This is a genomic window from Branchiibius sp. NY16-3462-2, assembly GCF_001594145.1.
GTDB lineage: Bacteria > Actinomycetota > Actinomycetes > Actinomycetales > Dermatophilaceae > Branchiibius.
Genome location: NZ_LVCF01000020.1, coordinates 1 through 25,671, shown reverse-complemented (window position 1 = coordinate 25,671; position 25,671 = coordinate 1). Strand labels below are relative to the sequence as shown.

The following is a 25,671-nucleotide window of genomic DNA, read 5'->3' as shown; positions in this document are numbered from 1 at the left end:
TCCTGTGACTGAGATCGAGATCGGCCGCGGCAAGCGCGGGCGGCGCGCCTTTTCCTTCGACGACATCGCGGTGGTGCCCTCGCGGCGTACCCGGGACCCCGAGGAGGTGTCGCTGGGCTGGCAGATCGACGCCTATCACTTCGATCTGCCGATCATGGCGGCGCCGATGGACTCGGTCATGTCGCCGGCGTCCGCGATCGAGTTCGGTCGCCTGGGTGGTCTGCCGGTGCTCGACCTCGAAGGGTTGTGGACCCGGTACGAGCAACCGGAGCCGCTGCTGGAGGAGATCGCCGCGCTGGCGCCCGGCGACGCGTTGCCACGGATGCGCGAGATCTACTCCGAGCCGATCCGTCCTGACCTGATCGCCCTGCGGCTGAAAGAGATTCGCGATTCCGGGTGCACCGTGGCCGGTGCCCTGTCGCCGCAGCGCACCCAGGAGCACTGGAAGACCGTGGTTGACGCGGGCGTGGATCTGTTCGTGATCCGCGGTACGACGGTCAGCGCCGAGCACGTGTCCGGCAACTCCGAGCCGCTGAACCTCAAGCGATTCATCTACGAACTCGACGTGCCGGTCATCGTCGGCGGGGTGGCCACCTACACCGCGGCGCTGCACCTGATGCGCACGGGCGCGGCCGGTGTGCTGGTCGGGTTCGGCGGGGGAGCGGCGCACACGACGCGGCGGGCGCTGGGCATCCACGCGCCGATGGCCTCGGCGATCGCCGACGTCGCCGGAGCGCGGCGGGACTACATGGACGAGACCGGCGGGCGCTACGTGCACGTGATCGCCGACGGCGGGATGGGGCTGTCCGGTGACGTGGTCAAGGCCATCGCTTGTGGCGCGGATGCCGTGATGTTGGGTGCTGCTCTGGCGCGGTCCTCTTCGGCGCCGGGCGCGGGCTACCACTGGGGTTCGGAGGCGCACCACGCGCAGTTGCCTCGCGGCGAGAAGGTCTACGTGGGGACCGTGGGCACCTTGGAGCAGATCCTGAACGGCCCGGGCCAGGCGGCCGACGGGACGACCAACATCACCGGAGCGCTGCGGCGTGCGATGGCGACGACCGGTTACACCGAGCTCAAGGAGTTCCAGCGGGTCGAGGTCGTGGTGGCGCCTTACCAGCGCTCGTAGGCCTTGCGTAAAGACGTCGAGGATTTGATGTCACAGGTGTAGTGCCATGGGTGACCTACGTCACCTACTATTTGGTAATGACCGACACCCTGCAGGACTCCGCTGCGCCCACGGACACGGTTGCGGCGCGCAAAACCGCCCGGCCGCCGTACGCCATCGCCCCCCACCTCGCGCCCCGGTTGGCGCGTCGCGTCCTTAGCTCCCCGGGGGCTGACTCCATCGAGTGCGTCACGCCGTTCACCGGCGAACTGCTCGCGACCCTGCCCGGCAGCACCGTCGAGGACGTCGAGGTGGCATATAAGACGGCGCGTACGGCGCAGCGCAAGTGGGCGGCCACGCCGGCCCGCGACCGGGCGAGATTCCTGCTCAAGCTGCACGACCTGGTCCTGAAGAACCAGGACGAGCTGATGGATCTGATCCAGCTCGAGTCGGGCAAGACCCGTCGCAACGCGTTCGAGGAAGTCATGGACGTGGCGGGCGTGAGCCGGCACTACGCGCGTCGGGCCAACCACTACCTCAAGCAGCGGCGGGCCCTGGGCGCGGTGCCGGTGCTGACCCAGACCCGCGTGCTGCACCACCCCAAGGGTGTCGTCGGCGTTGTCGCACCGTGGAACTACCCGCTGTCGATGTCGATCACCGACGCGCTGCCGGCCCTGGTCGCGGGCAACGCGGTCGTGTTGCGGCCGGACTCCCAGTCGGCCCTGACCGCGCTGCGAGCCGTTGAGCTGATCGACCAGGCGGGTCTGCCGACCGGGTTGCTGCAGGTGGTCCTCGGGTCGGGCGCGACCGTGGGGCAAGCAGTGCTGGACCAGGCCGACTACGTGATGTTCACCGGGTCGACCAAGACCGGGATCGGGGTCGCGCAGCGGGCCGCTGCGCGACTGACCGGCGCGTCGATGGAGTTGGGCGGCAAGAACGCGATGTACGTCGCGGCGGACGCCAACCTGAACAAGGCCGCGGACGGTGCGGTGCGGGCGTGTTTCTCCTCCGCCGGGCAGCTGTGTATCTCGATCGAGCGGCTTGTCGTGCACGAGAGCGTGGCCGACGAATTCACCAAGCTGTTCGTCAAGAAGGTGCAGGCGATGAAGCTGGGGTCCGATCTGGCCTGGGGCAATGACATGGGGTCGCTGATCTCCGCGAACCAACTGAAGACCGTCGTGGATCACGTCCAGAACGCCAAGGCGTCCGGCGCGGTGGTCCTCGCCGGCGGGAAGGCGCGGCCCGACCTCGGCCCGTACTTCTACGAGCCGACCGTGCTGGCCAATGTGCCGGACTCGGCGACCTGTCGGCGGTGCGAGACGTTCGGTCCGCTGGTGTCGATCTACCGGGTGTCCTCGGACCGGGAGGCGGTCGCCTTCGCCAATGACTCCGAGTACGGCCTGAACGCCTCCGTCTGGACCAAGAAGATCCGTCGCGGCCGACAGCTCGCCGCACAGATCAAAGCCGGCACCGTGAACATCAACGAGGGCTATGTCGCTGCGTGGGGGAGCAACGGTGCCCCGATGGGCGGCATGGGCCAGTCCGGTCTCGGTCGACGACATGGCGCTGAGGGCATCTTGAAGTACACCGAATCGCAGACCGTCGCTGCGCAGCACGTCATGCCGATCGCGCCGTCCTTCGGTGTGCCGGAAAAGGTGTGGGCCAAGACGATGTCGGTCGGTCTGCGCGCGATGAAGCTGGGGAGGCTTTCGTGACAACGGATTACGACTACGACGTCGTCGTCATCGGGTCGGGTTTCGGTGGGGCGGTCTCCGCGATGCGGCTGGCGGAGAAGGGTTACTCGGTCCTGATCTACGAGGCCGGGCGCCGGTTCGAGGATAAGGACTTCGCCAAGACGTCCTGGCGGCTGAACAAGTACCTCTGGGCGCCCGGACTCAAGTTGTACGGCGTGCAGCGCTATCACGTGTTGCCGAACGTGATGATCCTGGCGGGCGCCGGGGTGGGCGGTGGTTCGTTGAACTACGCCAACACGCTCTACAAGCCGCCGTCGGAGTTCTTCCAGGACCAGCAGTGGGGGCACATCACCGACTGGGAGGAGGAGCTCTCCCCGCACTACGAGACGGGCAAGAAGATGCTGGGGGTCGTGGAGGAGAACCCGTGCTGGGGTCCGGTGGAGCAGTTGATGAAGGACACTGCTGAGGAGATGGGTGTCGGGCACACCTTCCGCAAGACGCCGGTCGGTGTGTTCTTCGGTGAGCCGGACAAGACGGTCGAGGACCCGTTCTTCGGTGGAGAGGGTCCGGCGCGCACCGGTTGCACCGAGTGCGGTAACTGCATGGTCGGCTGCCGCGTCGGTGCCAAGAACACGCTGATGAAGAACTACCTGGCGTTCGCGGAGAAGGCCGGTGCTCGCATCGAGCCGATGCGCACCGTCACTTCGCTCGAATCGCTCGGTGAGACAGAGGGATTCCGGATCACGACGGAACGCACCGGTGCCTGGGTCCAGAAGCAGGAGAAGTCGGTCACGGCACGGCACGTCGTGCTGGCCGCCGGCACCTGGGGCACCCAACAACTGCTGCACAAGATGAAGGCCTCCGGCACGTTGCCGAAGCTGTCTTCCTCGTTGGGGGTGCTGACACGGACCAACTCCGAGGAGTTGGCTGGTGCTGCGACGATGACCGTGCCCAAGGATGTCGACCTGACGACCGGTGTCGCGATCACGACCTCGTTCCACGTCGATGAGACCACGCACGTGGAGAACTGCCGCTACGGCAAGGGCTCGAATGTGATGAAGCTGCTGGTCGCGGGCATGGTCGATGGTGAGGGTCGTGGCGCATTGGCTCGCTTCGCGGCGTTCGGTGCCGAACTGGCGAAGACCCCTGTCCAGCTGTTGATGGCCGGACCGCTCGGCTCGGGCTGGAGTGAGCGCACGATCATCGCCCTGGTGATGCAGGTGTCGGACAACTCGATCACCGTGTCGGCGAAGAAGAAGCTGACCGGTGGGTTCAAGCTGACCAGCAAGCAGGGTCACGGTGCGCCGAACCCGACCTGGTTGCCGCAGGGCCATGCCACTGCTCGCGTCATGGCCGACAAGCTGGCGAAGCTGACGGGCAAGAAGACGATCGCCGGCACCAACTGGGCCGAACTGGCGAACAAGCCGTTGACTGCGCACTTCCTCGGCGGTGTGGTGATCGCGGACTCCCCGGAGAAGGGTGTCATCGACCCCTACCACCGTGTCTGGGGCTATCCGGGACTGTTCGTCACGGACGGATCGGCTGTCTCGGCCAACCTGGGTGTGAACCCGTCGCTGACCATTACCGCGCAGGCCGAGCGGGCAGCCGCGATGTGGCCGGCCAAGGGTGAGGAGGATCAGCGCCCGAGCCAGGGATCGGCGTACGTGCGGCTGGACGTCAAACCCAACCGGGTGCCGGGCACGGATCTGGGGATGCCGAAGATCCGGCCGTTGCAGCCAGTCGCCTGAGCGGCGTCGAAAACGTCAGGGGGCACGTGCACGTGGCAGCATCGAACCATGCGGGTCGTCGAAGTGATCACGAACCTGAACGTTCCTGACATCGACCAGGCCAGGGCGTTCTACTCAGGCTTTCTCGGGTTGAGCACCGAGGAAATGAACCTGGGTTGGGTGGCCCGGTTCAGCCAACCCGACGACTCCGACGTCTATGTCCAACTGGTCACCCAGGACAAGACGGCCCCGGTTGATTCGGTGGCGACCCTCAAGGTCGACGACGTCGATGCAGCGTACGCCGAGGCCCGCGCCGCCGGTGTCGAGATCGTGCACCCGCTGGGCACCGAGGAATGGGGCGTGCGGCGGTTCTTCGTCCGGGCGCCCGACGGCAACGTCTTCAACATCGCCCAAGCGCACTGAGCTGGAAGCGGCCTACTCCTCCGAGCGCCAGGCTTTCCAGAGCGCGGCGTAGGAGCCGTCCATCGCCAATAGCTCGTCGTGCGAACCGAGTTCGCTGATCTGACCGTCCTCGACGACGGCCACCCGGTCGGCATCGTGGGCCGTGTGCAAGCGGTGCGCGATCGCGACGACGGTGCGCCCCGTGACCACCGCGTTGAGTGACCGCTCCAGGTGGCGCGCGGCCCGGGGGTCCAGCAGCGAGGTCGCCTCATCCAGCACCAAGGTGTGCGGGTCGGCCAGTACCAGACGGGCCAACGCCAACTGTTGTGATTGCGCGTCGGTCAACCCGTAGCCTCCGGCGCCGACGACGGTGTCGAGACCGTCCGGCAAGGCTCCCGCCCAATCCGAGGCATCCACCGAATCCAGTGCCGACCAGAGGCGACCGTCGGCTGCTTCGGGCGCCGCCAACAGCAGGTTGTCCCGCAGGGTGCCCACGAACACGTGATGCTCCTGGGTCACCAACGCGACCTCACCACGCAGGACGGGCAGCGTCAGGTCCACCAGCGGCACGTCGCCGACCGTGACCGCGCCTGATCGCGGTCCGTCGATGCCGGCCAGCAACCGGCCCAACGTCGACTTGCCAGCACCGGAGGGACCGACCATCGCCAAGCGCTCACCGGGGACAAGGTCAAGCGAAACCCCGTGCAGCACATCGCGACCCGTCCGGTAGGCATAGCGCACGTCGGTCGCGGCCATGCGGGAGGACGTCGGCACCGCACCCGAGGCGGTCCGGTCGGCCGGAACCTCCTCGACTCCGATCACCCGCGACAGTGCGGTCGCACCGACCTGGATCTCGTCCAGCCAGCCCAGCAACTCATCGACCGGACCGGCCAGCGCCTGCGCGTAGAGCACGATCGTGGTGACCTGCCCGATGGTCGCGTGCCCTTGGAACACCAGCCACCCGCCCCACAGCAGCACCACGGCGACCGGACCCAGGACCCCGAGGTCGATGGAGGGGAACCAGCGCAGCCGCAGCGACAGCGTCCCCATCTCCGCGTCGAACATCTCCGCGATGCTTGCGTCGATTCGTTTGCGGGCGCGTTCTTGCAGCCGCAGCGCGTCCAATGTCCTTGCGCCTTCGACGGTTTCGGTGACAACGGCGTTGCCGACAGCGTAGCTGGCGCGTTCCCGCAGATACCGATCGCGAGCCAGCCGGAGGTAGCGGCGCGTCGTCAGCACCATCATCGGGACCCCGACCAGGAGCGCGAGCGCGACCAGTGGGTTCACCACGAAGCCGACGATCAAGGTCAACGTCAGCGTCACGGCACCGACGAACAATGACGGGATGCCGTACCGCACGACGTACGCCAGGGCCTCCACGTCATTGGTCGTGCGCGCGACGAGATCACCTGTGCCAGCGCGCTCCACGGTCGACAGCGGCAACTCGACGACGCGCGCGATGTAGCGCTCCCGCAGCCCCGCGAAGACGTCCTCGCCCATCACGAACGCGGCCCGGCGGGCGAACCACACCAGGACGGTCTGCACCAGGACCGCGGCGAGGAACGCCAGGGCGATCCGGTTGACGGTGGTGTACGTCGTGCCGCGGGTGAGGTCATCGAGCAACCTACCCATCAGCCACGGCGTGACCAGGGCCGCCAGCGCGGCCAGGCCCTGCAGTCCGACGACCAGGACCAGGAAGCCGCGGTGCTGACGGATGAGGGTCAGCGTGTGGTCGCGCACCTGGCGCGGGGTGGCGATCGGCAACGTACGGCGCGTGGTGTCCATCACGAGGCCACCACCGCGTCGTCGTCCCCGCGCACGACCACCCGGCGGTACGCCGGGTCCAGACGCAGCAGGTCGGCGTGCCGTCCGCGGGTGGTCACCTGACCGTCCTGCAACAACACGACCTCGTCGGCACGGTCCAACAACAACGGACTGGCCGTCATGACGATGGTGGTGCGACCGGCGCGTTCGGCGACCAGCCGACCGGCGATCCGTGCCTCGGTGTGCGCGTCGACGGCGCTCGTCGGTTCGACCAGCACCAGGATCTCCGCCTCGGACAGTAAGGCCCGGGTCAGTGTGAGGCGTTGCCGTTGGCCGCCGGAGAAGGTACGACCACGTTCCTCGACCGGTGTGTCCAGGCCGTCGTCGAGCGCGTCCAGGATGTCCTGCGCGCTCGCGACCTGCAGCGCTTCGTGGACGCGTGCGTCGCTGGCCCGGTCCCACGGATCGAGTTCGTCGCGAAGTCGCCCGGTGAAGAGTGCGGGATCGACCTGGGAGACGACCACACGGTCACGCACGGATTCGATGGGGACGTCCGCGATCGGCGTACCGGAAATGGTCACGTCGGTGCGCTGGGCTCCGAACCGGCCCAACCGGTCGGCCAGCGCTGCCGACTCCTCGGGCCGCGCAGACACCACGGCCACGAATTGCCCTGCGGCAGCGGTGAATCCGGACGTGGGATCACGGACTTCGCCGGGGCCGGGCGCGAGCGCACTGGTGGCGACATGGTCGGCCGAGTCGCTGGGCACCTGCAGGACCGCGATGACCTTGCCGGCCGCGACGTGCGCCCGGGTCAGCTTGCCGGCGAACTCGGTCGCGGTCTGCAGGGGCAGGACCAGGAACGCGGCGTACCCGTAGAACGCCACGAGCTGACCCACCTGCAGGTCGCCGTCCAGCACCGAATGCGCGCCGACCCAGGTCACGATCAGCGTGAACAGGCCCGGCAGCAGGATCTGGGCCGAGTCGAGCGTCGACTGCAACCCGGCCACCTGGTTGCCGCGGCGGCGTACGAGCTGGGACTGGTCGCGGTACCGCTTCAGGAAGGCGGCCTCGCCACCGATCCCGCGCAGCACCCGAAGGCCGGCCACAGTGTCGGCGCCGAGCTCGACGAGCTTGCCGGACGCCTCGCGTTGCTGGGCCTGGCGGCGCTGCAGCGGTTTCATGACCAGGGACAGCGAGGCCAGCAGCAGGGGGACGCCCAGCAGGACCAGCAGGCCCAACCGGACGGAGGTCATCAGCATGATCACCGCAACGACCAGGTAGGAGACGATCGCGCCGATGAACCGGTTGGCGACGTCGAAACTCCCACCGATGTTGGGAGCGTCGGAGGCGATCGTTGCGACCACTTTGCCCGTCGGCATGGACCGGGGGAGGGCGGCGCCGGTGCCTGCGGCGTGGTGACCCAGCCATTGCATGGTGCGGAAACTTGCCCGCAACCAGTTCTCCACGGCGTACCGATGGCGTAGCGCACCCGTCCCAGCGGAGATCACTGCGAGCGCGAAAACCACTGCGGACCAACGCATGAGGGCCGCGCCGTCGCGGGGGACGATGCCCTGGTCGATGGCGCGCCCGACAGCCGCTGGGGTCAGCGCGGCACACAGCATCCAGATGCTGCCCATGAGGGCGCCGAGGAGCTGGGAGCGCAGCTGGCCCCGGCCGATGCGGGCCAGGAAGCGCCACGGGCCGCGCAGATCGGGAGTGCCGGGATCGGCGAAGGGAAGTCGTTCCATTTCGAAGATCCACGGTCCTGCACCCGACCCGGTCAGGGCAAATCCTTTTTGGGTGGCCAGCGCCGCGCGTGACTTCTGGCGATGTCGTCACGAGTCGAGGTGTCTACGCTCGAGGAGGCCGCGACTGGTGGTGGTTTCGTCGATTGTTGATCGGGGCGAAGGTGAGAGGGAGGCGGACCGCAGCGCGCGACGTACTCTAGAAACCATGTTGCGCACCGCCCTCAAGCCCCAGTGGCTGGGCTGGTTGGGCGCACTGGTGGTCGTGGTGATCGCGTTCATCTGGCTCGGGCTGTGGCAGTTCGGCGTCGCGGAGACCAAGGGCGAGCACGACGCGATGCAGGACGAGGCGAACAAGACCCGCGTCACCCTGCAGGACTACATCGCACCGCACCAGGACTTCCCGGCCGACGGTTCGCTGCGACCGGTCCGGGTCAGCGGCCACTTCGACCCCGCCCACCAGGTGCTGGTCGCTGGCCGCGTGCTGGATGGCAAGGACGGCTGGTGGGTGGTGACCCCCTTGGTCGCCGACGGCAGTGGCGCCCGGATCGCAGTGGTCCGCGGATTCGTGAGTACGCCGAGTGCCCCGGCCCCGACGACCGGCACCGAAGCCGTGACCGTGGACGGTGAACTGGCACCAGGGGAGTCGCCCACCGACGCCACCTATCCCGCCGGCCAGGTGGGCAGCGTCAACCTGGCGATCTTCGCCAACCAGTGGGGCGGGCAGATCTACAACGCGTTCATCTTTGCGACCAGCGAGCAACCGAACGCCACCGCGGCACCGATCCAGACCTTCCCGCCACCGGAACCGGCCAGCGGCGGCCTGCAGATCCGCAACCTGGGCTACGCGATCCAGTGGTGGCTGTTCGCGGCGTTCGCGGTCTACATGTGGTGGCGGATGGTGCGCGATGACTACCGCGATGAACAGGCGCTTCGTGCCGCGGGGGAGAATGTGCCTGAGCCCAAGGAGAGAAATGCCAGTGTCTGAGCTTGACCGCATCCAGTTGATCGACGTCCCGAAGGCGCGCACCGCGCTGACGTTCTTCCGGGTGATGGCGGTGATCGTCGGTATCGGACTGTTGCTGCTGGTCCTCGAACTGATCCTGCACTACGGCTTCCACAACGAGGCGCTGGCCTGGTGGCCGCAGCCGCACGGCCTGCTCTTCATCCTCTACGTCGCCGCCACCGCCAACCTCGGTTTCAAGATGCGCTGGGACATCCCCAGGATGGTCGGGGTCATCCTGGCCGGTGTCGTCCCCTTCCTGTCCTTCTACGTCGAGCACCGCGTCAGCGGCACGGTGAAGCGTGAACTGGACGGGATCGAGGCCCGTAAACTTAACGCGTGACCCCCCCTTTGCAGGAGCACCCGGTCCTCGTCGTCGACTTCGGTGCGCAGTACGCGCAGCTAATCGCCCGCCGCGTCCGCGAGGCCAACCTCTTCAGTGAAGTCGTGCCGCACACCATGCCGGTGGCCGACATGCTGGCCAAACAACCGGCCGCGATCGTGCTGTCCGGGGGTCCGTCCTCGGTCTACGCCGAGGGCGCGCCGAGCCTGGACAAGGCGCTGCTGGAGGCCGGCGTGCCGGTCTTCGGGATCTGCTACGGCTTCCAGGCCATGGTCAAAGCCCTGGGGGGCACCGTCGAGCGGACCGGACTGCGCGAGTACGGCGCGACCCGGGCCACCGTGCGCCCCGAGTCCATCCTGTTCAACGGCCAGCCGGACACCCAGTCGGTCTGGATGAGCCACGGCGACTCCGTCTCCGAGGCCCCCGAGGGACTGGCCGTCACGGCCACCTCGCCCGGTGCCGACGTGGCCGCGATCGAGGACAACGAGCGCCAGTTGTACGGCGTGCAGTGGCACCCGGAGGTGCTGCACTCCACCTTCGGCCAGCAGGTGCTGGAGAACTTCCTGCTGCACGGCGCCCGACTGAACGCCGAGTGGACCCCCGCCAACATGGTCGAGGAACTCGTCGCGCAGGCGAAGGCCGAGATCGGTGACGCGCGCGCGCTGTGCGCCCTCTCCGGCGGTGTCGACTCCTCCGTCGCAGCAGCCCTCGTGCAGAAGGCAATCGGCGACCGTCTGACCTGTGTCTTCGTCGATCACGGACTGCTCCGTGAGAACGAGGCCGAGCAGGTCGAGCAGGACTTCGTGAAGGCCACCGGCGTCGACCTGGTCGTCATCGACGCGCGCGAGCAGTTCCTCACCGCCCTGGCCGGAGTCAGCGACCCGGAGACCAAGCGCAAGATCATCGGCCGCGAGTTCATCCGCACCTTCGAGCAGGCCGCGCGCGACATCGTGCACGATCGCGGTGACGAAGAGCACCCGGTGAAGTTCCTCGTGCAGGGCACCCTCTACCCCGACGTCGTGGAGTCCGGCGGCGGCACCGGCGCGGCGAACATCAAGAGCCACCACAACGTCGGCGGACTGCCCGACGACCTGCAGTTCTCCCTGGTTGAGCCGCTGCGGCTGCTCTTCAAGGACGAGGTCCGCCAGGTGGGTCGCGAACTCGGCGTCCCCGAAGCCATCGTCGCCCGCCAACCGTTCCCCGGCCCCGGCCTGGGCATCCGGATCATCGGCGAGGTCACGGCCGAGCGGCTGGACATTTTGCGCCGCGCCGACGCCATCGCCCGCCACGAGCTCACGGCCGCGGGCCTGGACCGCGACATCTGGCAGTGCCCCGTGGTGCTGCTGGCCGACGTACGTTCCGTGGGTGTCCAGGGCGACGGGCGCACCTACGGCCACCCGATCGTTCTGCGCCCGGTCTCCAGCGAGGACGCGATGACCGCGGACTGGACCCGGTTGCCCTACGAGGTGCTGGCCAAGATCTCCGGACGGATCACCAACGAGGTGGCCGAGGTCAACCGCGTCGTGCTCGATGTGACCAGCAAGCCACCGGGCACGATCGAGTGGGAGTGATCGGGCGCGTAGCGCGCACCCAGCCCCGCCCGTCACACTGGAGGGTATGACTGCCTCCGCCCTGGCCGACCGGGAAGCTTCGGCTGCCCGTACGGCGCGCGGCGGGCTGACCGTGCCGGCGTGGGTGCACGGATCGGCGATGATCGTTCTTTCTGCGACGGCGCTCGCGATCCTGGTGCGCTATTGCCTGCACAGCTACCGCGGGATCCGCTGGGACGAGCAACTCATGTCGGCCTGGGAGGTAACCGAGGCCACCCGCATGACCACCGCGCACTACCTGTCGGTGATCACGGTGCCGTCGGTCGCACTGGTCCTGATCGGCTGTGTCGCTACGGCGATCGTGCGTCAGCGGCTGTCGCTGGCCGTGGGTGCGGCAACCCTCATCGGCGGGGCGACCGTCACCACCCAGGTCCTGAAATACGAAGTCTTCGAACGGCTTCCGCAGGCCGGCGCCAACACCCTGCCCAGTGGTCACACCACCGTCGCCATCTCGGTGTGCATGGCCGCGATGATCGTGGTGCCGACCGGTTGGCGGGTGTTTCTCGCGCCGGTGGCGGCGGGTCTGTCAGCAGCGGCCGGGATCGCCACCGTCCTCGGCTCGTGGCACCGGCCCGGTGATGTGGTCGCGGCGTTGGCCGTATGCACTGCGTGGCTCGGTGTCGCACTGATCGTGATCTCCGCGCTGCAGGATCGGGCGCCCGTGGTGCGGTCGCCCGGTGTCTCCCCGGCGTTGGCGCTGGCCGGGCCGAGCCTCGTGCTACTGGTGATGGTGTGGCAACGGGGGATCGTGATCGGCGCCGGGCTGCCGCTGGTGGGCGCCTGGGCGGCCGTCGCGGTGTTCGCGGTCGCGGTCGGACTGGTCTTCAGCTGGCTGACGGCCGTCGCCGATCGCTCCCTGGCGTGAGGCTGTCGATCCGGTCACCGCTGGGCATGATCGCCAGTGGTGCTGCGGGCGTCGTCGTGCTGGCGCTCGGCGGCGTCGCGATTGCGGCGGGGCGCAGGCTCGACCAGAAGCTGATGCTGGCCTGGGCCTATGACGATCTGGTCATCGGGCCAGTTGGTGCGTTCGTCCGCTCACCGCTGGTGGTCGTGGTGGTGGCGCTGCTCGTCGTGGTGGCACTGTTTCGGCGCCGACCGGATCTGGCGGTCGGGGCAGTGGTGCTGGTCGGTGGGGCGAGCCTGAGCACCCAGATCCTCAAGCGCTATCTGATCGCGCTGCTCGCGACCGGTGAGAACACGATGCCCAGTGGCCATGTCACGGTCGTCCTGTCGGTCCTGCTCGCGGCCCTGCTGGTGGCCGGTCCGCGGTGGCGTCCGGTGCTGGCGGCGGTCGCGGGTTTCCTGGGAGCAGGGACCGCGATCGGCGCGATGATCGGCACCTGGCACGTGCCGGGTGATGTCGTCGCCGCAGCGGCGGTCTGTCTGGTGTGGTGCGGGATCGTTTTGCTGGCGCTGACGCCCGTGGCCGGCCGGTTCCGCCGGACGCCGGTCGCGCGCTGGTCACAGGATCCGGCGTTACAACCTCGGGGTCTCGCGCTCTTGGGCGCGCTGGCGGCGGCAGGCGCGCTCACGGCGTACCGGGGATTCCCGGATATCGCACTCGGCTGGTTCGTGGCGTCCCGGTTCGCCGGGCTGCTCGTGGCGCTCGCGATCGGCGGCGTCGTGGCCTGGTTCGTGGCGGCCCTGGACCAGGTGGACTAGGTCGCCGGGACGTGGTCGGGATGATCCGGATGGTCGGTGTGATCTATCGGGATCTCCTTGGGTGACTTCCACCAGGCCAACCAGCCGACGGCGCCCAGCGGCAACTCCAGGATGTGGGTGAAGAACCCGAACACCAACACACCGGCGGCTGCGGCGGCGGGGTCGGCTCCCCACGCCTTCAGCACCGCCAGGGTGCCGGTCTCGGTGATTCCGACGCCGCCGGGGGTCACGCCGACCGCGGTGAGCAACCGGCCGATGGCGTAGGCCGCGAAGAGGTTCACCCAGGGCAGGTTGACCCCGAGGGCGTTGAACACCCGCCAGAACAGGATGAAGTAGACGCCCATGAACCCGACCAGGCCCAGGGTCATCGGCAGCCAGCCGGTCCGGGTCACACTGGCCATCCGGGCCCGCTGGTCGACAACCAACTCGCCGAGGGCCGGGACCTGACCCTTCTTCTTGCCGCGCCGCAGGCGCCCGAAGAGCGGGGCGATCCAGCGGTCCAGCCAACCGGCGACGACCATCGTCAGCTTCGGGCTGACCAGGATCGCGATGAACGCCGTCAGCAGCAGCAGCCCGCTGATCCCGCCCCACCACGCTGCGCGCCGTACTGCCTTGGGGAGGGCGTCCTCGCTGAGCGACAAGGCGGCAATACCCAGCAACGGCAACGCCACCCGCGCCAGCACGTTCCAGACGCCGGAGACGATGATCGAGGTGGAGATCTCGCGGCGCACGAAACCCCACGACCGGGCCATCAGGTAGGTCGTCGCGACACCGGCGGCGCCACCGCCGGGCAGCAGGTTGCCGGCCGCCGAGCCTGACACGTTCATGATCAGGGCGCGCACGTGCGACAGACCCGGCAGGGACCCGGTCAGCGTGAAGGTGTAGCACCACAGGCCCAGCACGACCAGGCCGAAGAGCTCCAGACAGGTCAGCCAGCCGATCCCGCGGAAGGCATCGAAGATCTCGTGCCAGGTCACGCCACCCACCCAGGGCAGCACCCAGATGATCAACACCGCGGCCAGGCTGATGCCCGCCATCGCCGAGAGGACGGTGCGCCACGTCGGCTTGGGCATGTGCGGCGTGTCGTCCTCAAGGACCTCCGCCGCGATTGCGTCCGGCTGCGAATCGTCCGTCGTCATCGGCGGACCTCCTGGGTCGTGACTTGGAAGATGTCATGGCTCACCGGGCCGGTGTGCCGCGGGTCGACGTACCACTCGCGTCCGAAGACCAGGTCGTAGATCGGCCGGGGGATCCGCAGGAATGCCGCCAGCGTGCGATCCGCACCGCCGTCGGCAACTGCCTGGGAGGCGTGGGCGCGCATCGAGGCGCGTTTGGCGCTGATCTGGTGACGTACGTCGATGCGATGGGTGATCTGTTCCTTCGCCGAATAGGCGCGACGGTAGGAGTCGATGTCGAACTCGGGCGGGAACTTGTAGAACTTCGCGGCCAGGTTGATGCCCTTGACCAGCAGATCGCGGGGCACGGTGGCTTCGAGCATGGGGATGCCGGTCAGTTCGGCTGCCCTGGTCCCCACGTGATGGACCTGGACATGGTCGGGGTGGCCGTAGCCGCCGGTGGGGTCGTAGCTGGTGAAGACGTCGGCGTGCTCCTCGCGCAGGATGTCTGCCAGCTTCCCGGCCGCTTCGTCGACGTCCGCGTCGGAGAATCGGGTCCTGCCCGTCCCGTCGAGGTGAGTCACCGGGCCAAGCCCGGAATCGGCGTACCCGAGGTTGACGACGCGGGCGACCCCGAGCGCGTCGGCGCTGGCCTGCACCTCGGCCAGGCGGGTTTTCGCGAGTTCGGCGGGATCGCCGTACGCGCTGCTGGTCAGGCCGAGGGCGCCGTCGGTGGCGACGACAAGCACCACCCGGTGACCCGCCGCGGCCGCTTTGGCCATCGTGCCCGAGGTGAGCAGAGCTTCGTCATCCGGGTGCGCGTGGAAGAACACGGCGACCGACATGGCCCCCATCCTGCCCTGTGCTGCTGCGATGAGCCTGAAGGGTCGCCCGGCGTGGCCATTACTGTTGTGCGACGTGAAGGTCGCGTTGCTCACCGACTGCTACCTGCCGCGGCTGGGTGGCATCGAGGTGCAGATGCACGATCTGGGCCGGCATCTGGTGGCCGCCGGACACGAAGTGCACGCATTCACCGCGACCCGGGGCGCCGATGGGACCCGGCACGGCTCGGAGCTGATCGACGGCGTGCAGGTACACCGGTCGGCGATCCCGCTGCCGGGGGATCTGCCCGTGAACCCGTTTGCTCCGCGCGAATTGCGCTGTGTCCTGGGCGATTTCGATGTCGCGCACGTCGCGATGGGCGTGGTGAGTCCGTTCGCGATGGACAGCACGCGGGTCGCGCTGGGCCTCGGTATGCCGACCGCTGTGACGTGGCACTGCGTGCAGGACCGGTTCCGGTTCGTGGTGCAGGCGGCGGGGTATGTGCGGCGTTGGTCGCGGCGCGGCGCGGCGTTGTCGGCGGTGTCGTCGGTTGCGGCGGCGCCGTTGGCCGGGCTGTCCCAGACCCCGATCGCCGTCTTACCCAACGGGATTTCGGTGGCTACGTGGGCGCCGTCAGGGCCGTTGCGAGTGCCCGGCGGTTCAGTGGTCGAGGTGGTCTCGGCGATGCGGCTGGCCACCCGGAAGCGACCGGTGGAGTTGGTGGCGGCGGTGGGTGCGGCGCGTTCTGCGTTGGCGGGGCGGGGCGTGGACCTGCGGCTGACGATCCTGGGCGATGGGCCGTTGCGCTCGCGGGTGCTGCGCGAGGCTGCACGGTACGGCGAGGGCTGGCTGGATCTGCCCGGCCGGGTGACGCGGGAGGAGTTGCGAACCCGCTACCTGGATAGCGACCTGTATGTCGCGCCCGCCCGGTTGGAAGCCTTCGGGATCGCGGCGCTGGAGGCACGGACCGCGGGGTTGCCGGTCGTGGCGCCGGCGATGAGTGGGGTCAGCGAATTCGTCACGGATGGCGTGAACGGGGTGCTGACCGGCCCCACAACCGCCGATCTGAGCAAGGGAATTGTGCGGTTGGCGGGCGACACGGCGTTGCTGCGGGAGATCACTCTCACCAACCAGACGTCCGCGCCCGCGTGTGACTGGCCGGACGTCGTACGCGCAGCGCTCGAGGAGTATCGCCGGGCCGGCGCCTGATCCCGGGCGTCGACCGCACCCCCAGGGGACCTTGCCCCGTTGGTCTGCCCCCACTTTTGGAACGGGATCCACGTCGAATCCACGGATTCGGGTGAATCCCGTTCCAAAAGTCTTGGGGACAGAGCGTGGGTGCTGGGTTGAGCGTCAGCCCATCGAGCCCGGCAGCACCGTGTCGACGATGTAGACGGTCGCGTTGGCGGTCTGCACGTTGCCGCAGACCACCGAGGCGGTGCCGTCGACCTTGAGGTCGGGCGCGGCGCCGGTGACCTTGACCATCGACCCGGCGAGCGACTTGTGATCGCCCACGACGGCCATCGGGTCGAGCTTCTCGCCGATCACGTGGCCGGTCAGCACCTTGGTCAGTGCCGCCTTGTCGGCCAGCAACTTGTTCAGGTCGGCCGCCGGGATCTTGGCGAAGGCGTCGTTGGTCGGCGCGAAGACCGTGAGGGCCTTGGCGTTGTTCAGCGTGTCCACCAGGCCGGCCTTCTTGACCGCGGTGACCAGGGTCGACAGCAACGGGTTGTTCGACGCAGCGGTCGCGACCGGGTCGGAGGTCATCCCGCTGAACGAGCCCTTACCGGAGGCCGGGACCTTGGCGCAGCCGGCACCGAAGGGCGCCATCGCGTTGGCGGCCGAGCTGGACCCCATCGACGACGAACCCATGGAGCTCATCGGTGAGGACGACTCCGAGGTCATCGGGGCCGACGAGGAGCTCGTCGCCATCGGTGAGGCGGCGGACGAACCGCTGTCGGAGCTGGAGGAGCCGCAGGCCGCCAGGGCCATCGGCATGACCAGCGCAGCGGCCGCAAGCGTGAACGTGGAGCGAGTCTTCATGAGCGTGCCTTCCTGGAGGGATGTGGTGTGTGGTGGTTCGCTGTGGATGCCGGAGTGGATGGGTCGATCACCCGCCGATGACGACGAGTTGCTGGATCCCGCTGGAGCCGCTCGGGAAAACCGGTGCCCGGTCGGCGGTCTGGGTCTGGTCGTCGCCGTAGATGACCCGGGCCTGCAGCGTGTGCTGGCCGGTGCCGGGGACGTCCCAGATGAAGTACCACTGCCGCCAGAAGTCGACGCCGACGTCGGGGCCCAACGTGCAGTCCTGCCAGGGCTTTTCGTCGATCTTCAACTGCACCTTCACGACCCCGTGCCGCTGCGCCCAGGCAACGCCGCCGACGACGGTGCGCCCCTTGACGGTGGCCAGGGATGCCGGGGTGTCGATCCGGGCGGAGGGTTTGATCGGGCCGTCGGTCGTCCAACCCCGCTGTGTCCAATAGGCTTTCGCGTCGCCGTACGTCGTGACGCGCAGCTTCGTCACCCACTTGGTGCCGCCCAGCATCCCGTAGAGGCCGGGCGTGATCAGCCGCGCGGGGAACCCGTGCGTGCGAGGTAGCGGTGCACCGTTCATGCCGATGGCCAGCAGTGCTTCCCGCTCGTCCAGCAGGGCACTCAGCGGGGTGCTGATCGTGAAGCCGTCGGTCGCCGTACTGAACACCTGGGCCTGGGGCTTGCCCGGATCCTTCACCCCCGCCCGGTCCAGCAGGTCCTTGGTGCGCACGCCCAGCCAGCGCGCGGCGCCGACGTAACCGCCGCCGACCTCGTTGCTGACGCAGGTCATCGTGATGTCGCGTTCGATCAGATCCATCCCGATCAGCTCGCGGTAGTCGATCGTGAACGGCCGCTCGACGTCGCCCTCCACCGTGAGGGTCCAGGAGTCCCGGTCCAGATTGGGTACGGCGAGTGCGGTGTCAACGCGGTAGAACGCGCCGTTGGGGGTGCGCAGGGGAGTGATGTCCCGGTAGGTCTTCTCCAGGCCGGTGGGTAACGCCGGCAGCGGGCTTCGCGCCTTGGGAAGTGCGAGGTTGCTGGGATCCGTTGCAGCACCAAGCTTCTGGCCCAGGGCGGCGGACCCGACGGCAGCGACCGCGATGGCACCGGATCCGGCGAGGAACGCCCGCCGGGTGTTCGCGCCCGAGGGGTAGCCGTCGGGGCCGGACCGGCCCAGCCTGAACAGTCCGGTCAGCGCCAGCGGTCCGGCGATCGCTGCGAGCAGGGCGGGCGCGAGGTCGCGCCACGAGCCTGTCGGACGTTCCAGAGTGGCGGCCGCGGCCGTGGCCACCAGCAGCAGCTGCACCACGATCCCGTAGACCAGTCGCCGCCGCGCCAGCAGCCCACTGATCGCTGCCAGCACGACGGTCCCGGCGACGACCGAGGCGAGCAGGACCGTCTTGTCGTTGGTGCCGAAGTGCTCGATCGCCCAGTCCTTCAGGGCGGTTGGCGTGCGGTCGATGACTGCTGAACCGATGATCAGGACCGGCGAGGTGGCCGGATTGAGGACCGCCGCGAGGAGATGGGCCAACCCCATCGCGACCGCAGCGGCGAGGACTCCGGCAAGGGCGGCGCGACGACGGGACATACCCGTGGTTCGGCGCAGGGGCGGCGCCGGATGGGCGCCGGGTTACCGTCAGGCCACGTCGGGGTGGGTTCCCTCGGCCCGCCGCTGCTCGGCGTACGCCTCGATCTTGCGGTCGATCGCGTTCCCCATGAACTTGCCCGCGCCGAAGGCGACGACGACGGCGATGCCGAGGGCGACGTACGAGAAAGTACTCAGGTATTTCTCCGCGGCCCTGCCCAGGTAGTACACGGCGTAGGTGGTGCCGCCCGCCCAGCAGATCGCGCCGGCGACGTTGGCGATCAGGAACCGTGGGTAGTGCATTTTGAGCGCACCGGACAGCGGCCCGGCGAAGATCCGCAACAACGCCACGAACCGGCCGAAGAACACCGCCCACATGCCGTACCGGTCGAAAACGTGCTCGGCGTAGGCGATGGTGTCGTCGTTGAAGTGCGCGGGGAACCGGCGTTTGAGGACGTCGAAGATCTTGAAGCCGTACTCCCGCCCGACCCAGTAACCGATCGAGTCACCGATCACGGCCCCCAGCACGCCGGCGATCGCCACCGAGTGCGGCGAGACCGCCAACTCGTGCTTGGACGACATCAGCGCCGCGGTGACCAGCACGATCTCGCCGGGCACCGGGATGCCGAAGCTCTCGATCATCACGACCACGCCGACGACGATGTAGACCAGCCACACCGGGATCGTGGTGAGGAAGTGCTCCATGGTTCTCCTAGTGCCAGCCGGCGTCGTCGACTCCGCCGGGAATGTCGCTGGCCGGATCGTACGGCGTGCGCGTGAAACGGAAACTACCAACATCGAGGTACGCCGACTGCTCGCCTCGCGCGTGCACCTGCAGTGGCTCGCCGGCGAAGTAACCGTCCTGTCCGAGCCAGCGGTCCTGCGCGAGGCGCACGAAGCGGGCGCCGCGCCCGGAGCCCACCGGTGTCAGGATCAGGTCGGCTCCGTGCAGTGTTGCGACGTGCGGGCGCGGCCCCCAGAACCACGTGCCGGTGAGATCCAGATCCGCCGTGTGCTCACCCGCAGGCTGCCACGCAGGTGGGATCAGCGGCACGTAGCGGCGTAGTTCAGTGATGAGCTCCGTCGCGCTCAGGTCGACGCCGGCGGTCGAATTCATCAGCAGCACAGCACAATCACCGGATTCGGGATCGGCGCGCAACGCGGACTGGAAACCGGGCATCGAGCCACCGTGCCCGACGTAACGGGCCGTCCCCAGGTTGGTCACATCGACGCCGAGGCCGTAGGCACGCGTCCAGCGCTCGCCCGGTTCGTCGTCGACCAGGGTCGGGATCAGCATCCGCTCGCGGAACTGCTCGGGCAGCACCTGCGCATCACCGCGGACCAGGAACTGGCCGAAGGTGAGCAGGTCATCGACCGTCGACCACAACTGACCCGCCGGGGCCATGGCCCCGGTGTCGCCCGCGGGTTCGGCGTGCACCAGGTCGGCATAGGGATGCACCGCGAGACCGTGCGCACCGGTGGCCGGACGGTCGTACGTCGTGTGCTCCAGCCCCAGCGGGTCCAGGATCCGCTCCTGCAACACCTGGCGCCAGTCCTGCCCGCGCAGCCGGGCCACGAGTTGCCCGAGCACCGCGAATCCCACATTCGTGTAGTGGAACCGGGATGCCGGGATGTGCGCCTGGCGGATGCTGGGGATCAGTTGCTCCCAGGTGAGTCCCGCGGACCGTTCCCACCACGGTCCGTCCGTCTCGGCGTACAGGCCGGCGCCATGGGTCAGCAGCGCCTGCACGCTGACGTCCGGCAGGTCGGTCAGTTCCGGCAGGCGGGCGGTGATGGGGTCGGTCAGGTCGGCCCGCCCCTCGGCGACCAATTGCATCACCAGGACCGCCGTGAACGTCTTGGTGATCGAGCCGATCCGGTACGCCGTGTCCGGACCGGCCGGCGTACCGGCGGCGTCCAGGTCTCCCACGGCGCCCGTCCATCCCAACCCGGTGGTTGTGCGCACCCCGGCCACCACTGACGGGGCTCGGTCGCAGTGTTGGGCGCGGGCGATGCGGGCGGTCAGCGCCGCCCGGGCGGCGGGGGAGAGTTCCTCGGTCACCGGGGCATCCTCCCAAACCCCGCCGGACCCTGCCGAACCACGGAGTTGTCGGCGGCTCGCCGTACCCTGGGAGATGACATGAGCAGCCTTTTCGACGACCTTCCCCTGCCCGGATTCAGTGGCACCCAGGCCTCCCCACGACCCACCGGGGTGGACGACCGCGGCGTGCCGGACTGGGCGCGCACCGGCGGCCCGGCGCCCGAACCGGCCCAGCCGCAGCAGACCCGCGGTGAGGAGTTGCTGGCAGGTCTCAATCCGCAACAGCGGGAGGCCGTCGTGCATCACGGCGGCCCGCTGTTGATCATCGCCGGTGCGGGCTCGGGCAAGACGCGGGTGCTGGCACACCGGATCGCCTATCTGCTGGCCGAACGCCACGCGCAGCCCGGGCAGATCCTGGCGATCACCTTCACCAACAAGGCGGCCGCCGAGATGCGCGAGCGCGTCGAAGCACTGGTCGGGCCGGCCGCCAAAGCAATGTGGGTCTCGACCTTCCACTCCGCGTGCGTGCGGATCCTGCGCCGGGAGGCCGGCAAGCTCGGTTTGAAGTCCAGCTTCTCGATCTACGACGCGGCCGACAGCCAGCGACTGATGGCGATGGTCGTGCGCGATCTGGACCTGGACCCCAAGCGCTACCCGCCGCGGTCGTTCAGCCACCAGGTCAGCAACCTCAAGAACGAGTTGATCGACGAGGAGACCTACGCCGGTCAGGTCAGCGAGGGCACCCACCAGGAGCGGATGCTGGCCCAGGCCTACACCGCCTACCAGCGCCGACTGCGGCAGGCCAACGCGCTCGACTTCGACGACCTGATCATGACGGTGGTCAATCTGCTGCAGGCCTTCCCGGACGTCGCCGAGCACTACCGGCGACGGTTCCAGCACGTGCTGGTTGATGAGTACCAGGACACCAACCACGCCCAGTACGTCCTGATCCGCGAGCTGGTGTCGGCGCACGTGTCCGATGCTGCGCTGGGCGAGTTGCCTCCGGCGGAGTTGTGCGTCGTCGGTGACGCCGACCAGTCCATTTACGCCTTCCGCGGTGCCACGATTCGCAACATCGAGGAGTTCGAGCAGGACTACCCGGACGCGAAAACCGTTCTGCTGGAGCAGAATTACCGCTCGACCCAGAACATTCTGCAAGCTGCGAACGCCGTGATCGCGGGCAACGACAAGCGTCGCCCGAAGAACTTGTGGAGCGAGGCCGGCGACGGCTCTCTGATCGTCGGTTACGTCGGGGACTCCGAGCACGACGAGGCGTCCTTCGTGGCGCGCACCATCGACGAGCTGGGTGACGAGGCGGGCGTGCGACCCGGTGACGTCGCGGTGTTCTACCGCACCAACGCGCAGTCGCGTGCTCTAGAGGAAGTCTTCGTCCGAGTTGGCCTGCCCTACAAGGTGGTTGGTGGCACCCGCTTCTACGAGCGGCGTGAGGTCAAGGACGCACTGGCCTACCTGCGGGTCATCTCGAATCCGACCGACACGGTCAACCTGCGGCGCATCCTCAACGTGCCCAAGCGGGGGATCGGCGACCGTGCCGAGGGCGCTGTCGCGGCGCTCGCGGACCGTGAGCGGATTCCGTTCATCGCCGCGCTCGGCCGCGCCGCCGATGCGCCCGGAATCGCGACGCGCTCGGTCGCGGCCATCTCGGCGTTCACCGCCCTCCTGGAGTCACTGCAGAAGGTCCGCGAGAGCGGCGCCGGGGTCAGCGACCTGCTGGAAGCGATCCTCGACCAGAGCGGCTATCTGGCCGAACTGCGCAAGAGTCCCGATCCGCAGGATGAGAGCCGGATCGAGAACCTCGCCGAACTGGTAGCTGTCGCAGGTGAATTCGACTCCAACTATCCTGGCGCCCCACTTGAGGACTTCTTGGAGCAGGTGTCGCTGGTCGCTGACACCGACGAGATCCCGGCCGACGACCAGGAGGACCGCGGTGTCGTCACGTTGATGACGTTGCACACCGCCAAGGGGCTGGAGTTCCCGGTGGTCTTCCTCACCGGGCTGGAGGACGGCACGTTCCCGCATATGCGGTCGCTGGGCGACAAGGACGAGTTGGCCGAGGAGCGCCGGTTGGCCTACGTCGGCATCACCCGGGCCCGCGAGCGCCTGCACATCTCCCGAGCACAGGTCCGCTCGGCGTGGGGATCGCCGCAGTACAACCCGCCGTCGCGTTTCCTTTCAGAGATTCCGTCGTCGCTCATCGACTGGCAACGCATCGAGACCACTGGTTCGCGTCCGTCGTCGACTCCGGCGGTGGCCCGGCTCGCCGCCCGGCCCGGCGTGCGCTCGCCGGGCAACCGGCCGGTCATCTCGCTGGACGCCGGTGACAAGGTCACCCACGACAGTTTCGGCGTGGGCACCGTGATCCGCGTGGAGGGCCAGGGCGAGCGCGCGATGGCGCACATCGACTTCGGTGGCGACACCGGGGTGAAGCGACTGCTGCTGCGGTACGCCCCCGTCGAGAAGCTTTGAGCATCTCGACCAGGGTCGCCGTCCCGCGGGATTGGGCGGGCACGTTCGAGCCGATGATCGTGCCCGAGCACCATCGGAAAATGGCGAGTGTCGATGCGTTGGTGCTCTCACTGACCGCCAAGGGCCTGACGACCGGGGAGATCAGCTCTCGCCTGGAAGAGATCTAGGGTGCCTCAGTGTCCAAGGACACGATTGCCCAGATCACTGACGAGGTCAGCGAAGAGACGACCGAGTGGTCAGCCCGCCCGTTGGATGCGATCTACGCTTCGATCTTCATCGACGCGATCGTGGTCAAGGTCCGTGAGGTCAGGTCGCTAGCCGCCCGTTCTACGCTGCGATCGGGGTCAGTGTCGATGGGTGCAAGCACGTGCTGGAGCTGTGGGCCGGCACCCCTGGTGATGGCGAAGGCGCCAAGTATTGGCTGGCGGTGCTGACCGAGCTGAAGAACTGCGGCGTCACCGACGCGATGTCCGTGGTCTGCGACGGACTCATGGGCCAACCCAAGGTCGTGGAGCCAACCTGGCTTGGTGCGATCGTGCAGACCCGTGTCATTCAACTGCTGCGCAACAGTTTTCGGCCGACCTCCCGTAAGTACTGGGACCAGATCGCCCGGGAGTTGAAGCTCGTGTACACCGCCGCGGCAGCGGCCAGGGCCGAGTTCGACAAGTTCGCCGACGGGTGGGGGCAGCGTTACCCCGGGCTGATCAGGCTTGAGACAACGCCTGGGAGCAGTGCACGCTATTCCTAGCCTACGGGGACAGGCACATGGACCATGCGACGGCAGCCGGCACTGAACGTGTTCGCGTCGGTCTTCGAGGGCCACTGGCCCACCGCAGGGCAGGACTAACCATGAGGTCTGGAAAGCTGATTTTCGGATAGCCCCGGGATTGAAGGCTCCGGTGGGTTCGGGCTCCGTCTTCCTGGGCGCGACCTGAACACCACCTACCAATATGTCGGGAACGGTCGTCCGGTGCTGGTTTGTTTCGTGAGGTGGAGACGGTGTCGAGTCACATTGCGCGGATCGTTACGGTCGCTCGATTTCGTTGCTGCACAGGCAATTTGCGATGTACTCCGCTAACAGATTGACGACTGGCTTCGGTCGACTGTTGGGGTTGGCGCCGACACGCCGTGAGTCCGCGCAGCCTCAGAGTGGGGCCAGGTTACTGCCAGGTTGTGTGCTGCCTGAGTTGCTGCCGTGTGGTGGCCGGGCGTGACTGAAGGGCTTCGGGGAATGCGCGCTTGGTCGATGCGGTGGTTGTCGTTCGCAATGCTGATGGTGATGGCTGCTGTCGTCGGCTTGGATTGTGTGGCTCCGCCGCACGCGGACGCGGACACCCCGGTCGCGGCCGGGGAGTACATCCCGGTCACCTCGACCCGGTTGATGGACACTCGTTCGTCGGGCGGGGCGTTGGCGGCGGGTGAGACCCGTAATGTGACGGTGAGTGGTATTGCCGGTGTTCCGACCTCAGGGGTGTCGGCGGTTTCGCTGACTATCGGTGGAACGGGTGCGACTGCGGACACCTGGTTCACGGCGTGGGCGGCGGGCGCGACGAAGCCGGCGGTGTCTCAGCTGGACGTGCCGGCCGGGGTCAGTGTTTCGAACGCGGTGATCGTCCCTGTCGGCGCGAACGGGCAGGTCTCCATTTTCAACAACACGGGTTCGGCCCACCTGATCGTTGACATCAACGGGTATTACGACAACAACCAAGCCACGAGTGCTGGGGGCACGTTCGTGCCGTTGACACCGACCCGGATCGTCGATTCTCGGTACGGGACGGGCACCTCAGCGGCGAAGTGGGCGGCGGGAGAGACCCGTGCGGTGCAGGTCACGGGCCAGGGCGGTATTCCGACCGCCGGGGTATCGGCGGTGGTGGTGAACATCACCGGTGCGCAGGCGTCGGCGACCTCATTCCTGCGGGCGTGGGGCGCTGGCTCGGCGCCGTCGACATCGGTGGTGAATATTGCCTCGGGTCAGGATGCGGGAGCGATGGTACAAACTGGTTTGACCAGTGACGGCAAACTAAACATCTACAACAACGCGGGCACCACGCACGTGATCGTGGATGTGGAGGGGTATTACTTGACCCCGGATAATGACGCGCAGGACTACTTCGTGCCAGTTACCCCGACCCGCATCCTGGCCACCTCGACCGGGTTGAACGCTAAGCAAGCTAAAATGACGCCCGGGTCGACTATCTCGGTGCCGGGGCGTGGCGCAACCGTGAACTCCACCATTGTCGTGCCCAACAGCAAGAATGTTGTCGCGGTGGTGGTGTCATTGACCGAAGCCCACAACAACGCCGGGGGTTTCATGACCGCCTACCCCAGTGACCAGGCACGGCCGACCGCGTCAGTGTTGAACTACACCTCCGGGAACAATCTGACCGGTACCGCGGTCGCGAAGCGGGTCTGTCCGGAACTTTGTGTAAGTGGCGTGGCGTGAGGTCCCTGCCGGAGGTGGGGTCTGGAAGGAAGATCGCGTCATGTCTGATGAGCAAGCGCGTGAGTTGGTGACAGTGTCGGCGACCGAGG

20 protein-coding genes and 1 pseudogene are annotated in these 25,671 nt (G+C 67.9%); 13 read left to right on the top strand and 8 right to left on the bottom strand.

Annotated elements, in window-relative coordinates; all coding sequences use genetic code 11:
- Positions 1 to 4: 4 nt before the first annotated feature.
- The 4 genes from AZH51_RS05615 (at position 5) to AZH51_RS05600 (ending at position 4,949) form a co-directional block, all read left to right on the top strand.
- The gene (locus tag AZH51_RS05615) at positions 5 to 1,126 is read left to right on the top strand and encodes a GuaB3 family IMP dehydrogenase-related protein (RefSeq protein ID WP_291522213.1); all 1,122 of its coding nucleotides are present in this window, start codon (positions 5 to 7) and stop codon (positions 1,124 to 1,126) included.
- A 77-nt stretch (positions 1,127 to 1,203) separates the two neighbouring features.
- Positions 1,204 to 2,820 carry a succinic semialdehyde dehydrogenase gene (locus AZH51_RS05610; RefSeq protein WP_291522211.1) on the top strand — a complete coding sequence of 539 codons (1,617 nt, stop codon included), beginning with the start codon at positions 1,204 to 1,206 and terminating at the stop codon, positions 2,818 to 2,820.
- Entirely contained in the window at positions 2,817 to 4,547 is a 1,731-nt protein-coding gene (locus AZH51_RS05605) for a GMC oxidoreductase (protein ID WP_291522209.1), read from the top strand. The genes AZH51_RS05610 and AZH51_RS05605 overlap by 4 nt, the downstream gene beginning before the upstream one ends.
- A gap of 48 nt (positions 4,548 to 4,595) precedes the next feature.
- Positions 4,596 to 4,949: a VOC family protein gene (locus AZH51_RS05600; protein WP_291522206.1), complete on the top strand. Its 354-nt coding sequence runs from the start codon at positions 4,596 to 4,598 to the stop codon at positions 4,947 to 4,949.
- 12 nt (positions 4,950 to 4,961) lie between these two features.
- On the opposite strand, the gene AZH51_RS05595 is transcribed toward AZH51_RS05600, so the two are convergent.
- The gene (locus tag AZH51_RS05595) at positions 4,962 to 6,713 is read right to left on the bottom strand and encodes an ABC transporter ATP-binding protein (protein ID WP_291522340.1); all 1,752 of its coding nucleotides are present in this window, start codon (positions 6,711 to 6,713) and stop codon (positions 4,962 to 4,964) included.
- Entirely contained in the window at positions 6,713 to 8,440 is a 1,728-nt protein-coding gene (locus AZH51_RS05590) for an ABC transporter ATP-binding protein (RefSeq protein WP_291522205.1), read from the bottom strand. Before AZH51_RS05590 ends, AZH51_RS05595 begins: the two co-directional genes overlap by 1 nt.
- Positions 8,441 to 8,645: 205 nt before the next feature.
- Here AZH51_RS05590 and AZH51_RS05585 point away from each other — a divergent pair, with 205 nt between their 5' ends.
- From AZH51_RS05585 to AZH51_RS05565, 5 genes are read left to right on the top strand one after another with little or no spacing between them, the layout of a single operon-like run.
- Positions 8,646 to 9,425, top strand: a complete 780-nt coding sequence (locus AZH51_RS05585) for an SURF1 family protein (RefSeq protein WP_291522203.1) — start codon at positions 8,646 to 8,648, stop codon at positions 9,423 to 9,425.
- Positions 9,412 to 9,783 (top strand): DUF3817 domain-containing protein, encoded by a 372-nt coding sequence (locus AZH51_RS05580; protein ID WP_291522201.1) that lies wholly within the window; start codon positions 9,412 to 9,414, stop codon positions 9,781 to 9,783. The genes AZH51_RS05585 and AZH51_RS05580 overlap by 14 nt, the downstream gene beginning before the upstream one ends.
- Positions 9,780 to 11,354 carry a glutamine-hydrolyzing GMP synthase gene (guaA, locus tag AZH51_RS05575; RefSeq protein WP_291522198.1) on the top strand — a complete coding sequence of 525 codons (1,575 nt, stop codon included), beginning with the start codon at positions 9,780 to 9,782 and terminating at the stop codon, positions 11,352 to 11,354. The genes AZH51_RS05580 and guaA overlap by 4 nt, the downstream gene beginning before the upstream one ends.
- A 46-nt stretch (positions 11,355 to 11,400) precedes the next feature.
- Positions 11,401 to 12,258: a phosphatase PAP2 family protein gene (locus AZH51_RS05570; RefSeq protein ID WP_291522197.1), complete on the top strand. Its 858-nt coding sequence runs from the start codon at positions 11,401 to 11,403 to the stop codon at positions 12,256 to 12,258.
- Positions 12,255 to 13,055, top strand: a complete 801-nt coding sequence (locus AZH51_RS05565; RefSeq protein WP_291522195.1) for a phosphatase PAP2 family protein — start codon at positions 12,255 to 12,257, stop codon at positions 13,053 to 13,055. Before AZH51_RS05570 ends, AZH51_RS05565 begins: the two co-directional genes overlap by 4 nt.
- Here AZH51_RS05565 and AZH51_RS05560 read toward each other — a convergent pair.
- Positions 13,052 to 14,194: a lysylphosphatidylglycerol synthase transmembrane domain-containing protein gene (locus AZH51_RS05560; RefSeq protein ID WP_291522193.1), complete on the bottom strand. Its 1,143-nt coding sequence runs from the start codon at positions 14,192 to 14,194 to the stop codon at positions 13,052 to 13,054. The genes AZH51_RS05565 and AZH51_RS05560 overlap by 4 nt on opposite strands.
- Positions 14,191 to 15,024 (bottom strand): PIG-L deacetylase family protein, encoded by an 834-nt coding sequence (locus tag AZH51_RS05555; RefSeq protein ID WP_291522191.1) that lies wholly within the window; start codon positions 15,022 to 15,024, stop codon positions 14,191 to 14,193. Before AZH51_RS05555 ends, AZH51_RS05560 begins: the two co-directional genes overlap by 4 nt.
- 19 nt (positions 15,025 to 15,043) lie before the next feature.
- Here AZH51_RS05555 and AZH51_RS05550 point away from each other — a divergent pair, with 19 nt between their 5' ends.
- The gene (locus AZH51_RS05550; protein WP_291522190.1) at positions 15,044 to 16,201 is read left to right on the top strand and encodes a glycosyltransferase family 4 protein; all 1,158 of its coding nucleotides are present in this window, start codon (positions 15,044 to 15,046) and stop codon (positions 16,199 to 16,201) included.
- A 144-nt stretch (positions 16,202 to 16,345) separates the two neighbouring features.
- On the opposite strand, the gene AZH51_RS05545 is transcribed toward AZH51_RS05550, so the two are convergent.
- The 4 genes from AZH51_RS05545 to AZH51_RS05530 all read right to left on the bottom strand — a co-directional run bounded on the left by AZH51_RS05545 (position 16,346) and on the right by AZH51_RS05530 (position 20,673).
- Positions 16,346 to 17,035: a fasciclin domain-containing protein gene (locus AZH51_RS05545; RefSeq protein WP_291522188.1), complete on the bottom strand. Its 690-nt coding sequence runs from the start codon at positions 17,033 to 17,035 to the stop codon at positions 16,346 to 16,348.
- Between the two features lie 67 nt (positions 17,036 to 17,102).
- Complete coding sequence (locus AZH51_RS05540; protein WP_291522186.1) at positions 17,103 to 18,614, bottom strand: molybdopterin-dependent oxidoreductase; 1,512 nt, start codon at positions 18,612 to 18,614, stop codon at positions 17,103 to 17,105.
- 48 nt (positions 18,615 to 18,662) lie between these two features.
- A complete protein-coding gene (locus tag AZH51_RS05535; protein ID WP_291522184.1) occupies positions 18,663 to 19,316 on the bottom strand; it encodes a DedA family protein in 654 nt (217 codons plus the stop codon).
- Positions 19,317 to 19,323: 7 nt separating this feature from the next.
- Positions 19,324 to 20,673, bottom strand: a complete 1,350-nt coding sequence (locus AZH51_RS05530; RefSeq protein WP_291522182.1) for a serine hydrolase — start codon at positions 20,671 to 20,673, stop codon at positions 19,324 to 19,326.
- A 78-nt stretch (positions 20,674 to 20,751) separates the two neighbouring features.
- Here AZH51_RS05530 and pcrA point away from each other — a divergent pair, with 78 nt between their 5' ends.
- The 3 genes and pseudogenes from pcrA to AZH51_RS05510 all read left to right on the top strand — a co-directional run bounded on the left by pcrA (position 20,752) and on the right by AZH51_RS05510 (position 25,582).
- Positions 20,752 to 23,139, top strand: a complete 2,388-nt coding sequence (gene pcrA, locus AZH51_RS05525; RefSeq protein ID WP_291522180.1) for a DNA helicase PcrA — start codon at positions 20,752 to 20,754, stop codon at positions 23,137 to 23,139.
- A gap of 53 nt (positions 23,140 to 23,192) precedes the next feature.
- Positions 23,193 to 23,887 (top strand): annotated as a pseudogene (locus tag AZH51_RS18705) (transposase).
- A gap of 462 nt (positions 23,888 to 24,349) precedes the next feature.
- Entirely contained in the window at positions 24,350 to 25,582 is a 1,233-nt protein-coding gene (locus tag AZH51_RS05510; RefSeq protein ID WP_291522178.1) for a hypothetical protein, read from the top strand.
- Positions 25,583 to 25,671: the final 89 nt, after the last annotated feature.

What these genes read in the sequence shown, in the direction of transcription:
- pcrA (WP_291522180.1), top strand. Translation starts at nt 20,752, where the DNA reads ATGAGCAGCCTTTTCGACGACCTTCCCCTGCCCGGATTCAGTGGCACC.
- AZH51_RS05540 (WP_291522186.1), bottom strand. Translation starts at nt 18,614, where the DNA reads ATGTCCCGTCGTCGCGCCGCCCTTGCCGGAGTCCTCGCCGCTGCGGTC.
- AZH51_RS05560 (WP_291522193.1), bottom strand. Translation starts at nt 14,194, where the DNA reads ATGACGACGGACGATTCGCAGCCGGACGCAATCGCGGCGGAGGTCCTT.
- AZH51_RS05585 (WP_291522203.1), top strand. Translation starts at nt 8,646, where the DNA reads ATGTTGCGCACCGCCCTCAAGCCCCAGTGGCTGGGCTGGTTGGGCGCA.
- AZH51_RS05550 (WP_291522190.1), top strand. Translation starts at nt 15,044, where the DNA reads ATGAGCCTGAAGGGTCGCCCGGCGTGGCCATTACTGTTGTGCGACGTG.
- AZH51_RS05580 (WP_291522201.1), top strand. Translation starts at nt 9,412, where the DNA reads ATGCCAGTGTCTGAGCTTGACCGCATCCAGTTGATCGACGTCCCGAAG.
- AZH51_RS05570 (WP_291522197.1), top strand. Translation starts at nt 11,401, where the DNA reads ATGACTGCCTCCGCCCTGGCCGACCGGGAAGCTTCGGCTGCCCGTACG.
- AZH51_RS05545 (WP_291522188.1), bottom strand. Translation starts at nt 17,035, where the DNA reads ATGAAGACTCGCTCCACGTTCACGCTTGCGGCCGCTGCGCTGGTCATG.
- AZH51_RS05600 (WP_291522206.1), top strand. Translation starts at nt 4,596, where the DNA reads ATGCGGGTCGTCGAAGTGATCACGAACCTGAACGTTCCTGACATCGAC.
- AZH51_RS05595 (WP_291522340.1), bottom strand. Translation starts at nt 6,713, where the DNA reads ATGGACACCACGCGCCGTACGTTGCCGATCGCCACCCCGCGCCAGGTG.
- AZH51_RS05555 (WP_291522191.1), bottom strand. Translation starts at nt 15,024, where the DNA reads ATGGGGGCCATGTCGGTCGCCGTGTTCTTCCACGCGCACCCGGATGAC.
- AZH51_RS05610 (WP_291522211.1), top strand. Translation starts at nt 1,204, where the DNA reads ATGACCGACACCCTGCAGGACTCCGCTGCGCCCACGGACACGGTTGCG.
- AZH51_RS05590 (WP_291522205.1), bottom strand. Translation starts at nt 8,440, where the DNA reads ATGGAACGACTTCCCTTCGCCGATCCCGGCACTCCCGATCTGCGCGGC.
- AZH51_RS05535 (WP_291522184.1), bottom strand. Translation starts at nt 19,316, where the DNA reads ATGGAGCACTTCCTCACCACGATCCCGGTGTGGCTGGTCTACATCGTC.